This is a genomic window from Palleronia pontilimi (genome assembly GCF_016412875.1).
In the GTDB taxonomy this organism is placed as follows: domain Bacteria; phylum Pseudomonadota; class Alphaproteobacteria; order Rhodobacterales; family Rhodobacteraceae; genus Palleronia; species Palleronia pontilimi.
Genome location: NZ_JAEKPD010000001.1, coordinates 198345 through 211860, shown reverse-complemented (window position 1 = coordinate 211860; position 13516 = coordinate 198345). Strand labels below are relative to the sequence as shown.

Annotated in this window: 12 protein-coding genes; 4 read left to right on the top strand and 8 right to left on the bottom strand. The window is 66.7% G+C overall.

Going from position 1 to position 13516, the window contains the following annotated elements; genetic code table 11:
* Positions 1-27: 27 nt before the first annotated feature.
* Positions 28-750: an acetoacetyl-CoA reductase gene (phbB, locus tag ILP92_RS01075; protein ID WP_198914516.1), complete on the top strand. Its 723-nt coding sequence runs from the start codon at positions 28-30 to the stop codon at positions 748-750.
* A 202-nt stretch (positions 751-952) separates the two neighbouring features.
* Here phbB and ILP92_RS01070 read toward each other — a convergent pair whose 3' ends face one another.
* The 3 genes from ILP92_RS01070 to ILP92_RS01060 form a co-directional block, all read right to left on the bottom strand.
* A complete protein-coding gene (locus tag ILP92_RS01070; protein ID WP_198914515.1) occupies positions 953-1117 on the bottom strand; it encodes a YdcH family protein in 165 nt (54 codons plus the stop codon).
* 97 nt (positions 1118-1214) lie between these two features.
* Positions 1215-1976: a tRNA1(Val) (adenine(37)-N6)-methyltransferase gene (locus tag ILP92_RS01065; RefSeq protein WP_198914514.1), complete on the bottom strand. Its 762-nt coding sequence runs from the start codon at positions 1974-1976 to the stop codon at positions 1215-1217.
* Positions 1960-2175: a putative signal transducing protein gene (locus ILP92_RS01060; RefSeq protein ID WP_198914513.1), complete on the bottom strand. Its 216-nt coding sequence runs from the start codon at positions 2173-2175 to the stop codon at positions 1960-1962. Before ILP92_RS01060 ends, ILP92_RS01065 begins: the two co-directional genes overlap by 17 nt.
* A 51-nt stretch (positions 2176-2226) precedes the next feature.
* Between ILP92_RS01060 and ILP92_RS01055 the strand changes: the two genes are divergently transcribed.
* Complete coding sequence (locus tag ILP92_RS01055; RefSeq protein WP_198914512.1) at positions 2227-3216, top strand: polyprenyl synthetase family protein; 990 nt, start codon at positions 2227-2229, stop codon at positions 3214-3216.
* Between the two features lie 67 nt (positions 3217-3283).
* On the opposite strand, the gene ILP92_RS01050 is transcribed toward ILP92_RS01055, so the two are convergent.
* The 3 genes from ILP92_RS01050 to ILP92_RS01040 form a co-directional block, all read right to left on the bottom strand.
* The gene (locus ILP92_RS01050; RefSeq protein ID WP_198914511.1) at positions 3284-4117 is read right to left on the bottom strand and encodes a 4-(cytidine 5'-diphospho)-2-C-methyl-D-erythritol kinase; all 834 of its coding nucleotides are present in this window, start codon (positions 4115-4117) and stop codon (positions 3284-3286) included.
* On the bottom strand, positions 4104-5795 hold the full coding sequence (locus tag ILP92_RS01045) for a tetratricopeptide repeat protein (RefSeq protein ID WP_198914510.1): 1692 nt from the start codon (positions 5793-5795) through the stop codon (positions 4104-4106). Before ILP92_RS01045 ends, ILP92_RS01050 begins: the two co-directional genes overlap by 14 nt.
* Positions 5796-5926: 131 nt before the next feature.
* Complete coding sequence (locus tag ILP92_RS01040) at positions 5927-7579, bottom strand: electron transfer flavoprotein-ubiquinone oxidoreductase (protein WP_198914509.1); 1653 nt, start codon at positions 7577-7579, stop codon at positions 5927-5929.
* A 188-nt stretch (positions 7580-7767) separates the two neighbouring features.
* On the opposite strand from ILP92_RS01040, the gene greA reads away from it, so the two are divergent.
* Together greA and ILP92_RS01030 are read left to right on the top strand one after the other, a co-directional pair.
* A complete protein-coding gene (greA, locus tag ILP92_RS01035; protein ID WP_198914508.1) occupies positions 7768-8238 on the top strand; it encodes a transcription elongation factor GreA in 471 nt (156 codons plus the stop codon).
* A gap of 37 nt (positions 8239-8275) precedes the next feature.
* Positions 8276-9322, top strand: coding sequence for a hypothetical protein (locus ILP92_RS01030; RefSeq protein ID WP_198914507.1), 1047 nt, complete (start codon positions 8276-8278; stop codon positions 9320-9322).
* A gap of 117 nt (positions 9323-9439) precedes the next feature.
* On the opposite strand, the gene ILP92_RS01025 is transcribed toward ILP92_RS01030, so the two are convergent.
* On the bottom strand, positions 9440-12037 hold the full coding sequence (locus ILP92_RS01025) for a TIGR02302 family protein (protein ID WP_198914506.1): 2598 nt from the start codon (positions 12035-12037) through the stop codon (positions 9440-9442).
* Positions 12038-12104: 67 nt separating this feature from the next.
* Positions 12105-13370: a diaminopimelate decarboxylase gene (lysA, locus tag ILP92_RS01020; protein ID WP_198914505.1), complete on the bottom strand. Its 1266-nt coding sequence runs from the start codon at positions 13368-13370 to the stop codon at positions 12105-12107.
* Positions 13371-13516: the final 146 nt, after the last annotated feature.

Sequence of the window (13516 nt, the reverse complement as noted above, 5' to 3'; positions counted from 1 at the left end):
GACGGAACCAACAGAGGAGGAGACATCATGGGACGTGTAGCAATCGTGACGGGGGGAACCCGCGGGATCGGGGCGGCCATCGCCAAGGCGCTCAAAGACGCGGGCAATACCGTGGCCGCGACGTATGGCGGCAATGACGAGGCGGCCAAGGCCTTCACCGACGAGACGGGCATCCCGACCTACAAGTGGGATACCGGCGATTACGAGGCCTGCAAGGACGGGATCGCCAAGATCGAAAGCGAGCATGGCAATGTCGACATTCTCGTCAACAACGCGGGCATCACCCGCGACGCACCCTTCCACAAGATGAAACCCGAGCAGTGGAGCCAGGTGATCAACACCAACCTGACCGGCGTCTTCAACATGACCCACAATGTCTGGGTCGGGATGCGGGAGCGCGGCTTCGGGCGGATCGTGACGATCAGTTCGATCAACGGTCAGAAGGGCCAGTTCGCCCAAGCCAATTACGCCGCCGCGAAGGCGGGTGACATCGGCTTCACCAAGTCGCTGGCCCAGGAAGGCGCCAGCAAGGGCATCACCGTGAATGTGGTGGCGCCTGGCTACATCAACACCGACATGATGAGCACGATCCCCGAAAAGGTGATGGAGCAGATCGTGGGCGGCATCCCGGTGGGTCGCCTGGGCGAGCCCGAAGAGATCGCGCGCTGCGTGCGGTTCCTGTGCAGCGACGACGCGGGGTTCATCACGGGCTCGACGATCTCGGCCAATGGCGGCCAATACATGATCTGACGCGCTTTCGATTGAAGCTCAGCGGGGCGTCGGTGCGAACCGGCGCCCTTTTCGCGACCTCAGCGGTCATAGATGCGCGGTCGCTTGAACCGAGGGCCGAGACTTTCTGGAGAATATCGGTGCGAGGTGCCCTACAGGCGGGCCGCGGCGGTCTTCGCGCCATGGGGCGCTGGCGCATCCGCCAGCGCCGGGTTGGTCGAGCCTAGTGGCTCAGACGTTCGATTTGCTCTTTCAGGCGAAGTTTTCGCTTCTTGAGGTCCGCAATCTTCAGATGGTCGGTGCCTGGGCTGCGTTGCGCCAATTCGACTTCATCCGAGAGGTGTTGATGTTTCTTCTTCAGTTCCTGCACATGCGAACTCAAAGCCATCGTCGTCCTCCTATAAGTTGGTCGTCCCTCGATTGAGGCACAGAATCGCGCGTTTGTCACCTGATCTGGAGGGGTATTGATAAAATGCCGCGCAATATTAGGGACCGGTAGGCAGGGCTGCTGCGTCCCTGAGCACTGCGCGTATCGCATCCGTGTAGTCATCCCCATCGGACAGGTGGGTGTCGCCCCGGTGCATGAAGAGGGGTGGTGCCAATGTCAGCGCCCCGCGACCGCCCTTGATGGCCTTCACGATGACAAGCGATGCAGCGCGCCCCGGGCGCGGATGCAGCGCGGTCATGGTGATCGAGCCCAGATGCGTATCCATCGCACCCAGAAGATCGGTCAGGCGATCGGCGCGTTGTATCACGCTGAGCGTGCCACGCGGTTTCAGCCTGCGCGCACCGGTGGCGACCCATTCCGCCAGGGGCGTGGCTTCGCGATGGGCGATGGCGCGGTCGGTGGCGGCGGGCGATGTGCCCGTCTGCGGCCGGTAATAGGGCGGGTTGGCGATGACATGGTCGAAGCGCCGCTGGCGGATGTCCGGGGGCAGGTCGGTCAGGTCGGCGGTCAAAATTTTCGCCGAAAATTTGTTCGCGGCGGCGTTGGTCCGGGCAAGATCGGCGTAGGCGGGTTGCAGTTCCACCCCGGTCAGGTCGAGCGAGGGCACGCGCGTGGCCAGTGCAAACAGTGCGGCACCGACGCCGCAGCCTAACTCGAGCACCGATTGACCGGGGCGCGCGTCGACGCTGGCGGCCAGCAGGATCGGGTCGACCCCGGCGCGGTACCCGCGACGCGGCTGGCGCAGCGTCAGGCGACCGCCCAGGAAGGCGTCGCAGGTCGTGTCAGTGTCCGAAGTCAATATCGTTGTCGCTGAGCACCGCGCGGGCGCGGAAATGATCGCGGTCTGCGACCATCAGGCGGCGCGGCAAAATGCCGATGCTGCCTTCCAGCACGCTCATATGGACGTCGAGCTCAAAGCACTCTATCCCCTCGCCGGTGAGCAGGACCTTGGCGAAGGCGATGGTTGTCGGGTCGCTGCTGCGCATGAGCTCTTTCATGGGGTCCCAGATACGCAGGCCCCGCCCCCTTGTCGAGCAGCCGGAGGTGTCATGGACGCGCAGGCAAAACCCCACGAGCGACTGGCCGCCGCGCTGTCCGAGCCGTTGGCCGAGGTCGACGCGCTGATCCGCGCCCGCATGGCCAGCGAGCACGCGCCGCGCATTCCGGAAGTCAGCGACCACCTTATAGGTGCCGGCGGCAAGCGGATCCGGCCCATGCTGACCATCGCCGCAGCCCGGATGAACGGCTACATGGGGCCCTACGACGTGCATCTCGCGGCGACGGTCGAGTTCATCCACACGGCCACGCTGCTGCATGACGACGTGGTGGACGAAAGCGGTCAGCGGCGCGGTCGGCCCACGGCGAACCTGCTGTGGGACAACAAGTCCAGCGTGCTGGTGGGCGATTACCTGTTCGCGCGGTCGTTCCAGCTGATGGTCGAGACGGGATCCATGCGGGTGCTGGACATCCTGGCCAACGCGGCGGCGACGATCGCCGAGGGCGAGGTGTTGCAGCTGACCGCCATGAGTGATCTCGCGACCAGCGAAGAGACCTATCTGAAGATCGTGCGCGGCAAGACGGCGGCGTTGTTTTCCGCGGCGACCGAAGTGGGCGGCGTGATCGCGGGGGCGCGGCTGGACCTGGTGCAGGCCCTGCACCGCTACGGCGACGCGCTGGGAATCGCGTTCCAGATGGTGGACGACCTGCTGGACTGGCAGCGCGGGGACGAGACCGGCAAGGGCTTCGGCGACGATTTCCGCGAGCGCAAGATGACCCTGCCGATCATCCGCGCGGTCGCGTCGGCGAAAGGCGAAGAATATACCTTCTGGGTTCAGACCATCGGGCGCGGCAAGCAGGGCGAGGGCGACCTGGACCGGGCCTACGAATTGCTCGAGACGCACGGCGCGCTGGAGAGCACGCGCCGCACGGCGCTTGACTGGTCCGACACGGCGAAAGAGGCGTTGAGTGTCCTGCCCCAGTCGGATCTGCGGCAGATGCTGATGGATCTTGCGGATTACGTCGTGGCGCGGATCCGGTGAGCGCGCTCGGGGCGGCTCCGTCGCGCCGGGATATTTTCAAGAACAAAGATGGGGCAGGGTGGCGCGTTCAGGCGAGCGACGTCTGCCTGATCCACCAGTCGGGATGCGCAGCGGTGAGCGTTGTGGCCGCATCCCTTGCCTCGGGCGCGGAGCGGTAGAGGCCGAAGCAGGTCGCGCCGCTGCCGGACATGCGGGCCAGCGCGCAGCCCGGGGTCGCGGACAGTCGCGCGAGCGCGACACCGATCGCGGGGGCGATGCTGCGCGCAAGCGCTTCAAGGTCGTTACGCTGTGAGGCAAGCCAGCCGATCAGTTCGTCGGTCCCGGCATCGTCCGGGAGATCTGAGAGGGGGGCGTTGTCCTTCTGCGCCAGGGCCGCGAACACCGCGGGCGTCGCCACGGCCACGCCGGGATTGACCAGCACGGCGTGGAGCGGCGGCAGCGGGTCCACGGGCGTCACGATGTCACCGATCCCGGTCATCAGAGCCGCCCGGCCGTGCAGGCAGACCGGCAGGTCGGCGCCGATCGCGGCGGGACCATCTGGCAGGGGGCGGCCGTCCATGGCCCGCAGCGCCCGCAGGGCCGCGGCGGCATCCGCGCTGCCGCCGCCGATCCCGGCCTGCATTGGCAGGTGCTTTTCCAGCGTGAACGCGGCGGGTGGGCCTTGGGTCGCACGCGCGGCCTTCAGGATCAGGTTGTCCGGTCCCGTCGGAACGCCTTTCGCCAGCGGGCCGTTCACGCTCAGCGCCCATTCGGCGGCGGGACGGGCCGTCACCCAATCGCCGATATCGGCAAAAGCCACGAGCGAGGACAGGAGGTGGTAGCCATCGGCGCGCTGGCCGGTGACATGCAGCGCGAGGTTGACCTTGGCGGGCGCGAAGAAGCGCCCGTCAGCCGCCGTCATTGGCGACCTGCGGTGTGCCATCTTCCTCGGCGATCACCTGGTCGAGCCCGACTTCGAGCTTGCGGCGAATCCGTTCGGGCTTGACCTCGCCGTTCTCGTCGTTGTCCACGAAACTGAGGGCGCGCTGCCACTGGAAGCGGGCTTCCAGCTTGCGGCCGACCGTCCAGTAGACATCGCCCAGATGGTCGTTGACCACCGGATCGACGGGCATCAGCGCCACCGCTTTTTCCATGGGCTCGACGGCTTCCTGGAAGCGTCCCAGGCGGTAGAGCCCCCAGCCGAGGCTGTCGACGATGAAGCCGGAATTCGGCCGTGCGGCGACGGCCTGTTCGATGAGCGACAGGGCTTCGTCCAGCTTCTCGCCGCGTTCCAGGAGAGAGTAGCCGAGGTAGTTCAGGACCGACGGGCTGTCGGGGTTGATTTCCAGCGATTGGCGGAAATCGGCTTCGGCCTTGTCCCATTCGCCCAGCCGCTCGAAGGTCACGGCGCGGGCGAAATACAGCACCCAGCGGTCGCGCACATCGGCGTCCAGATTGGCAAGGGCGGCGGTATAGGCCTTGTTGGCCCCCGCGTAGTCGGACTGGTCGCGCAGCGCGTCGCCGAACGCGTTTTGCACCATCGGCAGGTCGGGATTTTCACTGGCCAGTTGGCGCAGGACTTCGATGCCGACTTCGGCCCGGTCCGATTTCTGCAGGATCTCGGCGCGTCCGATCTCGGCCGCGATATGGGCCGGATCGTCGGACGGGATCGCGGTGAAGGCGTCGATGGCAAGGTCGAATTGCTCGAGCTCGTCCAGCAGGGCCGCGCTCATCAGGATCGCCTCGGTGTGCTCGGGGCGCAGATAGGTCGCGGCGCGGGCGTAGATCAGCGTGTAGGCGGGCGCGGATTCGCCGATCAGCACGTTGGCGATGTCGAATGCGACCTCGGCGATGCCGTCGGTCGCATCCTGCACGATCGTGAACTCCAGCGGCTCCTCGGCCTCGATCGCGGATTGCAGCGCTTGCAAGGGCGCGTCAAGCGTGCCGCCGCCGAAGCCCGCGGCCAGCTTTGCCGCCGCGTCGTCGAACCGTCCCAACTGGCTGAGGATCTGCGCGTGGGCAACGATCCCGCGGCGGGTCAGCCCGAGGTCGGGGCCGGAAAGGGCTGCATCGGCTTCGTCGAAGCGTCCCAGCGACGCCAGTGCCAGCGCCTTGTGGTAGGTGCCGAACGCGACCAGGCCCTGCTCGGCGGCGATGCTGTCGAATGCTTCCAGTGCCGCATCGGTCTGGCCATCGCCCAGAAGCGACCAGGCCTTCGCCAGACCGTCGAACAGCGGCCCCACCGACAGGCCCGCATCGAGGTCGGAAAGGATCTCGGACCAGTTGCCCTGCTGCGCCTGGGTGACGAGCACGGCCAGGGTCGCCAGTTGCGACGTGCCGCCGGATTGCGTCAGTTTCAGCGCGATGGTGTCAGCGCGGTCGAATTCCCCGAGCGAGATGAACGCCCCGGCCAGCTGTTCCAGAAGGGCCGTGTTGTTGGGGTCGCGCAGCATCGCCTGGGTCAGGTAACGCGCGGCTTCCGAGTAGTCGTTGACCATCTGCGCCTGGCGTCCCGCCAGATAGGCGCCGGGATTGATGTCGGCTTGGCCCGCCTGGGCCGAAAGGGTCAGTGCGGCGGAAAGAAGGAGCGGACGGAGCATGGGCTGCCTTTCGCGTTTGCGTTACCGCGAAAGGTAGCCATGCCGAGGGCGCGAAGCAATGAATCCGGGTGCACAAATTCGCGCGCAGCCGGTCGGAAGGCGACAATTCGCGCCGCCAAATCCGCCATCGCTCACATGTTGGGGTAATTCGGCCCGTCACCGCCCTGGGGCGTGGTCCAGACGATGTTCTGCGACGGATCCTTGATGTCGCAGGTCTTGCAGTGGACGCAGTTCTGGAAGTTGATCACGAAGCGGTCTTCGCCTGTCTTTTCGTCCTTCACGAACTCGTAGACGCCCGCCGGGCAGTATCGCTGGGACAGGCCCGCGTATTTCGGCAGGTTCACCGCGACCGGCACCTTCGGGTCCTTCAGCTTCAGGTGCGCGGGCTGGTTTTCGTCGTGGTTGGTGTTGGAGAAGCTGACATTGGTCAGACGGTCGAAGCTGAGCTTCCCGTCGGGTTTGGGATAGTTGATGACCTTGTGCTTGGACGCAGGCTCGGTGGCGGCGGCGTCGGTCTTGCCGTGCTTCAGCGTGCCCAGCAGAGAAAAGCCCAGCGTGTTCGTCCACATATCGAAGCCGCCGACCATCAGCGACGCCATGAGACCGTGCTTGGACCAGAGCGGCTTGACGTTGCGCACCTTCTTCAGATCCTGGCCGATCGGGCCCTCGACGACTTCCTTGGCGTAATCGTCCAGCGTGTCGGACGTGCGGCCCGCCTCGAGCGCGGCGTGGGCGGCCTCGGCCGCGGCCTTGCCCGACAGCATGGCATTGTGATTGCCCTTGATGCGCGGCACGTTGACCATGCCCGCCGCACACCCCAGAAGCGCGCCGCCCGGAAAGGCCGTCTTGGGCAGCGACTGGTAGCCGCCTTCCGAGATCGCCCGCGCGCCGTAGCTGATGCGCTTGCCGCCCGCCAGCAGGTCCTTGACGTAAGGGTGATGCTTGAATTGCTGGAACGCCAGGTAGGGGTTCACATGCGGATTGGCATAGCCCAGGTGCACCACGAAGCCCACGTAGACCTGGTTGTTGTCCAGGTGATAGATGAACGACCCGCCGCCCGCGGACTTGCCCAGCGGCCAGCCCATGGTGTGCACGACGGTGCCTTCCTTGTGCTTCTCGGGGTCGATTTCCCACAGCTCTTTCATGCCGAGCCCGTATTTCTGCACGTCCGCATCGGCATCGAGCGCGAATTTCTCGATCACCTGTTTGGACAGTGACCCGCGCACGCCTTCGCCCAGCAGGACGTATTTGCCGTGCAGCTCCATGCCGGGCTCGTAACCGTCGCCCTTGGTGCCGTCGGGCGAGATGCCGAATTCGCCCGCGACGACGCCCTTGACCGATCCGTCCTCGGCATAGACCAGCTCGGAGCAGGCCATGCCGGGGAAAATCTCGACGCCCAGTTCTTCGGCCTGTTCGGCCATCCAGCGGCAGACATTGCCCATAGACACGATGTAGTTGCCGTGGTTGTTCATCAGCGGCGGCATCACCTGCGTCGGAATGCCGACCTTGCCGGACTCGCCCAAGTAGAAGAACTTGTCGGATGTCACGGGCGTGTTCAGCGGCGCGCCCTTGTCCTTCCAGTCGGGGATCAGCGCGTCCAGACCGCACGGGTCCAGGACCGCGCCCGACAGGATATGCGCGCCCACTTCCGATCCCTTTTCCAGAACCACGACCGACCGCTCGGGGTCGAGCTGCTTCAGGCGGATCGCCGCCGAAAGGCCCGCGGGACCGGCGCCCACGATGACCACATCGTATTCCATCGCTTCGCGGGTAGGCTCGGACATGCTCTTTCCTTCATCGCTGAGGTTTGCGACGTGGTATCGGCAATGGGACGCCGGGGTCAATTGTGACACAGCGTAGCGTGACGCCCGATCGCCGCCCGACTGCCAACGTCCGCTTGACTTTGGCGCATCCCCTTGGCCTAACCGATCCCAACTTTTCAAATGTCTCTCTGAGTAGAAACGTGCCTTCCATGGAAAAAATCGCCCTTACCCGTGCCGGTCATACCGAGCTGAACGCAGAGCTGAAGCAGCTGAAGTCTGTCGAGCGCCCGGCGATCATCCGTGCCATCGCCGAAGCGCGCGAGCATGGCGATCTGTCGGAGAACGCGGAATACCATTCGGCCAAGGAAAAGCAGTCCTTCATCGAGGGCCGCGTCAAGGAAATCGAGGGCATCCTGTCGCTGGCCGACGTGATCGACACGTCCAAGATGTCCGGCTCGATCAAGTTCGGCGCGCATGTGAAGCTGGTGGACGAGGATACCGACGACGAAAAGCTCTATCAGATCGTGGGCGAGCCCGAGGCGAACCTTGAAAAGGGTAAGCTGAACATCAAGTCGCCGCTGGCGCGGGCGCTGATCGGCAAGGACGAAGGCGACAGCGTCGAAGTGCGCACGCCGGGTGGCGTGAAGTCCTACGAAATCCTGAGCGTCGAATATCGTTAGGCCCCGGGGGGCGCAGTCCCTTCGCCGAAAGGTTCGCATGAGCGACACGACCCCATCATCGCAGCCGCGCAAATCGCGCAATGCCGTCAGCATCGGGCTGGCGCTGTCGGCGGCCTGGCTGGTGCTGGTGGTGGCCTTCTTCCTGCTTGCCGGGCGCGGCGAAGGCGAGGGTCTGAGCATCCTGCCCGCGGTGATGATCGTTATCGCGGTCGTCGGGCCCATCGCGCTGATCGCGTCGGTGTCGGTGGCGTTGGCGATGGTTACGCAAGCCGCACAGGTCCGCGCCCTGCGCGCCGAGCTGACCGCGCACCGCGCGAGCGTCACGCCGGTGCCCGGCCCCGATCCCGATCTGAAGGCCGATGTTCAGGCGCTGGGCGGGTCGCTGGACGAAATCCGCGCGCGGTTGGACGAGCTTGAAATGTGGCTGGCCGAACGGGCCCACCTGATCGAAGCCATGGCATCCCGCCCCGATCCGGTGGACGAGCGGCGCGCCGACCACGCGAACGGGCAGGATGCGGATATCGCGGACGCGCCCGATCCCGTCCAAACCGACGAAAGCGAGGCCGAGAAAACCCCCGAACTGGGTCTCACGTCGCCCAGCGAAGGGCCGAACGTGCCGCTCGATACCTTCATCCGGGCGCTGGAATTTCCATCGGACCAGCACGACGCCGAAGGGTTCGACGCGCTGCGCGTCGCCCTGCGGGACCACCGCGCGGCGCAGCTGGTGACGGCGGCGCAGGATGTTTTGACGCTGCTCAGCCAGGATGGGCTTTACATGGACGATCTGACGCCGGACCGGGCCAGCGTCGAGCTGTGGCGGCGATTCGCGCAAGGAGAGCGCGGCGCCGCTGTCGCGCGCGTGGGCGGCATCCGCGACGAAGAGGCCGAAGACCTGTGCGTCGCGCGCATGCGCCAGGACACGATCTTCCGCGATGCGGTGCACCACTTCCTGCGGCTGTTCGATCACACTTTCGCCGATCTCGAGCCCGGGGCCACGGACGCGCAAGTGGCGGCATGGAGCGAAACCCGCTCGGCCCGTGCGTTCATGCTCCTGGGCCGCGCGGCGGGGATCTTCCACGACTAGCGCTCCGCTGGGATGGCGCGCGTGCGGGCAGGCGCTGCGCCGGGATATCTTTAAGAACAAAGATGGGGGCGGTGGTGCCAACATCGCGTCTGTTTGGGCGCGCGGGCTTCTGGTGCGTCAGAACCGGTCCAGCAGGCGGCGCAGGTAGTCGCGTTCGGCTTCCGGGCGGGCCTGGTCGCCAGAGCGGCGGCGGATTTCGTCCAGTAGTTCTTCGGCCCGGCGATAGATGTCTTCCTGGCCCAGCATCTGCTCGTCAGATCCCAGTTGCCCGTTCTGGCCAGCCTCGCGTCCCAGCGGATCGCGGCCGCGGCCCTGGGGGTCGCCTTGGCTTTGCGCCTGGCCCTGGCCCTGCTGCTGCTGTTGCTCCTGCGCCAGGGCTTCGCCGAGCGCGCGCATGCCTTCGCGCAGGGCTTCCATCGCCTCGGACTGGTTGTCGAGCGCGCCTGCGTAGTCGCGGTCGCGCAGATCCTCTTCGGCGCCATCCATGGCGCGGCCCGCGCGGTCCAGCGCGTCGCGGGCTGTATCGCCCGCCTCAGTCCCGGCACCCGGCAGGTTGCCGCGCTGGCGGTTCAGCTCGTCGCGCAAGGCCTGTTGGCGGTCGGCCAGGCTTTCGCCCAGGTCCTGCTGTCCGCCCTGACCCTGTTGTCCCGGCTGCTGCCCCTGTCCCTGGCCCTGCTGCTGACCTTGGCCCTGCTGCTGGCCCTGACCGGGTTGCTGGCCCTGTTGTTGTCCTTGCTGGCCCTGCTGGCCGGGTTGTTGCTGGCCCTGCTGGCCTTGTTGGCCGAATTGCTCCTGCAGATCGCGGAAGGCCTCGTCACTGAGGTCCTGCTGGTCGCGCAGCGCCTGTTGCATGTCCTGCATCGCCTGCTCGCCGGGGCTTGGCTCACCGCCCTGGCCCTGGGTGACCTGCATGTTCTCCATCATGCGGTTGAGCTGTTCCAGAAGCGCCTGGGCTTCGGCCATGCGGCCCTGTTCCATCAGCTCCTGGATGCGGTCCATCATTTCCTGCAGCTGGTCGCCGGTGATTTCCTGGCTTTCGCCGTTCTGGGCCTGCTGCTGGTCCTGCCCCTGGTTCTGCTGGGCCAGTTGGCGGATGTAGTCCTGCGTCGCCTCGCGCAATTCCTGCATCAGCTCGGCGATCTCGGCGGGGTCGGCGCCGTTCTCGATGGCCTCGGACAGGCGTTCCTGGGCCCGGCGCAGGCGGTCGAGCGCGCTGGCGAGGTCGCCGTATTCCAGCTCTTGCGCGATGTCCCAGAGCGCCGCGGCGATTTCTTCCTGCCGCTCGGCGCTGAGCGGCGTGACGTCTGCCCCCGCTTCGAGCCGCCGGATGGCGACGCGCAGCCGCAGGTAGAGCGTCTGGGACGGGAAGGCGTCTTCGGGGCGCCACGACACGGCGCGCAGGATCTGCGCCACGCGGCCCGCATTGTCGCGCGACCACAGCAGGTCGCGGCGTTGCTCAATCACGGCCTTGGCCATGGGGTTGAAGTAGCGCAGTCCCACAAGGGTTTGCGGCAGCGTTTCGGACGCGCCTTCCTGGCCGAGCTCGTCGGTGACGCGATAGGTCAGCGTTACGGGCAGGTTGGCCCAGGGGTGCTGGCTGAAGTTCTCGATCAGGGTGCCGGAGAAGTCCGAGCGGTCGCCGCTGATGGGCAGCGGCAGATCGACGATCAGCGGCTCGCGCGGGTCAGGCGGGGTGGCAAGGCCATAGCTGCGGTCGACCCGATCCAGGTCCAGCGCGATTTCGACATTGCCCGAGGCGACGCCGTAATCGTCCGAGGCATTGAAGGGCTGCCGGAACTCGCCGCCTTCGCCACGCTCGGGCGTCTCGGGCACGGAAATCGCCGGCGGCGCGTCGGGCAGAAGGGTGATGTCGAAGCTGCGCCCGCCGGGCCCGTCGATCGAGATGTCGCCGGCCTGTGCCACGCGGAAATTCTGCACGGTGGCGCTGGCGCTGCCGGGATCGCCGACGGCGGCCGAGACGGTTTCGGAGACCGTCAGGTCGCCCACCTCGCCATAAAGACGCAAGGTGACGTTGGCGCCCTCGGGCACCTCGACCTGGCCCGCGGGCAGGTCGGCCAGGTAGAGCGACGGCAGGCCGGTATAGGCGGGCGGCTCGATCCAGCCTTCCCAGCTTGGCCCCGACGCCATGGCCTGGCCGCCGCCTTGCGTCATCTCGGACACGGTGCCCACGCGCAGGATCGAGCCGAACAAGAGCGCGGTCGCGAAGGCCAGCAGCGCCACGTAGCGCAGCGCGAAGGGGTCGCGCGCGGCCACGCGCAGATCCGGCTCGACCGCGCGGGCGGCGCGGATGCGGGCGGACATGCGCAGGAGGTGAGCCTGCCAGATGGCGCGGGATTGGGCGTCCGCGCCGCCGATCGCCTGCGCGTCGGTCAGCGCGGTGATCGGGCGGCCCGGCAGCGATTCGTCCAGCCGGATCAGCGCGTCGGTCTGGGTCGGCCAGCGAAAGCTGCGGATGCCCCGGACCAGCGCCCAGAGACCGCCCAGGATCAGCGCCAGCGAGACGGCCCAGAACACTTCCAGCGGAACGCTTTCGTGCAGGCCGAGCATCAGGGCGGCCAGCCCCAGCAGCAGCACGCTCCAGAGCGGCCAGAAGCTGCGCGTCGCCCGTTCGGCCAGCAGGCCGAGGCGCGTCAGGAAGAGCGGTCGGCGCAATCCGCGTTTCGCGGTGTCTGGCAGGCGGTCGGTGGGGGGCATGACGCTCCGGAGCAGGACGGGCGCGGGGCCTGTCGGTGAAAGCGCTGCAGGCGGATGCGGGTCGCCGTCAGAGCCAGTCAGGGATGATATCGCGTTTGATCATATCGTCAAACGTGGGCCGGGCGCGAATGACAGCGCTGTGATCGGCTTGAACCAGCACCTCGGGGACCAGCGGGCGCGAATTGTATTCGCTGGCCATGACCGCGCCGTAGGCCCCCGCGCTGCGGAAGGCGACCAGGTCGCCGGGCTTCAGCGGCGGCATGGGGCGGGCCTTGGCGAAGGTGTCGCCCGATTCGCAGACCGGACCGACGATATCGACGGGCGCGTAGGGGATGCCCGCGGGCGGCTCGACCAGCGGGACCACGTCGTGATGCGCGCCGTACATGGCGGGGCGCAACAGGTCGTTCATGGCCGCGTCGAGGATCAGGAAGGTGCGGCCTTCGCCCTCTTTCACGTAAATCACCCTGGACACCAGGACGCCTGCGTTGCCCGAGATCAGGCGGCCCGGCTCGATCTCGATCTCGCAGTCCAGATCGCCGACGGTGCGGCGGATCAAGTCCCCGTAATCGCTGGGCAAAGGCGGCGCAAGGTTGTCGCGGGCGTAGGGGATGCCAAGCCCACCGCCAAGGTCCAGGCGCGTGATCTCGTGGCCGTCGGCGCGCAGCTGGCGGGTCAGGTCGGCCACCTTGGCGTAGGCGGCTTCGAACGGGTCGAGCGAGGTCAGCTGGCTGCCGATATGGACGTCGATGCCGATGACCTTGATGCCGGGCAGGGCGGCGGCGTGGGCGTATATCTCGCGGGCGCGCGCAATGGGCACGCCGAACTTGTCCTCCTTGCGCCCGGTGGCGATCTTCTCGTGGGTCTGGGCGTCGACGTCGGGATTGACACGCAGGGTGATGGGCGCGGTCAGCCCCAGGCCGGACGCGACGTCGGACAGGGCCTGCAACTCGGGCTCGGATTCGACGTTGAACTGGCGGATGCCGCCCGAGAGGGTCTGTGCCATTTCGTCACGCGTCTTGCCGACGCCGGAGAACACGATGCGCTCGCCCGGGATGCCCGCGGCGCGCGCACGCGCGTATTCGCCGCCCGAGACCACGTCGACACCCGCGCCGAGATCGCCCAGCAGTTTCAGCACCGCGACGTTCGACAGCGATTTCATGGCGAAGCAGACCAAGTGGTCCATTCCCTGCAGCGCGTCGTCGAAGAGCTGGAAATGCCGGGTCAGCGTCGCGGACGAGTAGCAGTAGAAGGGCGTGCCGACCTGATCGGCGATCTGGGCGAGGGGCACGTCTTCTGCGTGGAGCTGTCCGTCGCGATACAGGAAATGGTCCATGCGGGGTCTCTTGCAAAAAGGAGCGGCTGCGCCGCGTCTGATTTTATTGCGCTTGGCTGCGCCAATCGCGGTGCCTCCGGCGGAGGTATTTGAAGACAGGTGAAGCTGCAAAGCAAAACCCCCGAACGGTAGGTCCGGGGGTCGAT

Bases quoted from the DNA above. Each gene is read 5' to 3' on its own strand.
- ILP92_RS01025 (WP_198914506.1), bottom strand. From the start codon at position 12,037: ATGCCCCCCACCGACCGCCTGCCAGACACCGCGAAACGCGGATTGCGC.
- ILP92_RS01055 (WP_198914512.1), top strand. From the start codon at position 2,227: ATGGACGCGCAGGCAAAACCCCACGAGCGACTGGCCGCCGCGCTGTCC.
- ILP92_RS01050 (WP_198914511.1), bottom strand. From the start codon at position 4,117: ATGACGGCGGCTGACGGGCGCTTCTTCGCGCCCGCCAAGGTCAACCTC.
- ILP92_RS01070 (WP_198914515.1), bottom strand. From the start codon at position 1,117: ATGGCTTTGAGTTCGCATGTGCAGGAACTGAAGAAGAAACATCAACAC.
- ILP92_RS01045 (WP_198914510.1), bottom strand. From the start codon at position 5,795: ATGCTCCGTCCGCTCCTTCTTTCCGCCGCACTGACCCTTTCGGCCCAG.
- phbB (WP_198914516.1), top strand. From the start codon at position 28: ATGGGACGTGTAGCAATCGTGACGGGGGGAACCCGCGGGATCGGGGCG.
- ILP92_RS01060 (WP_198914513.1), bottom strand. From the start codon at position 2,175: ATGAAAGAGCTCATGCGCAGCAGCGACCCGACAACCATCGCCTTCGCC.
- lysA (WP_198914505.1), bottom strand. From the start codon at position 13,370: ATGGACCATTTCCTGTATCGCGACGGACAGCTCCACGCAGAAGACGTG.
- ILP92_RS01030 (WP_198914507.1), top strand. From the start codon at position 8,276: ATGAGCGACACGACCCCATCATCGCAGCCGCGCAAATCGCGCAATGCC.
- ILP92_RS01040 (WP_198914509.1), bottom strand. From the start codon at position 7,579: ATGTCCGAGCCTACCCGCGAAGCGATGGAATACGATGTGGTCATCGTG.
- greA (WP_198914508.1), top strand. From the start codon at position 7,768: ATGGAAAAAATCGCCCTTACCCGTGCCGGTCATACCGAGCTGAACGCA.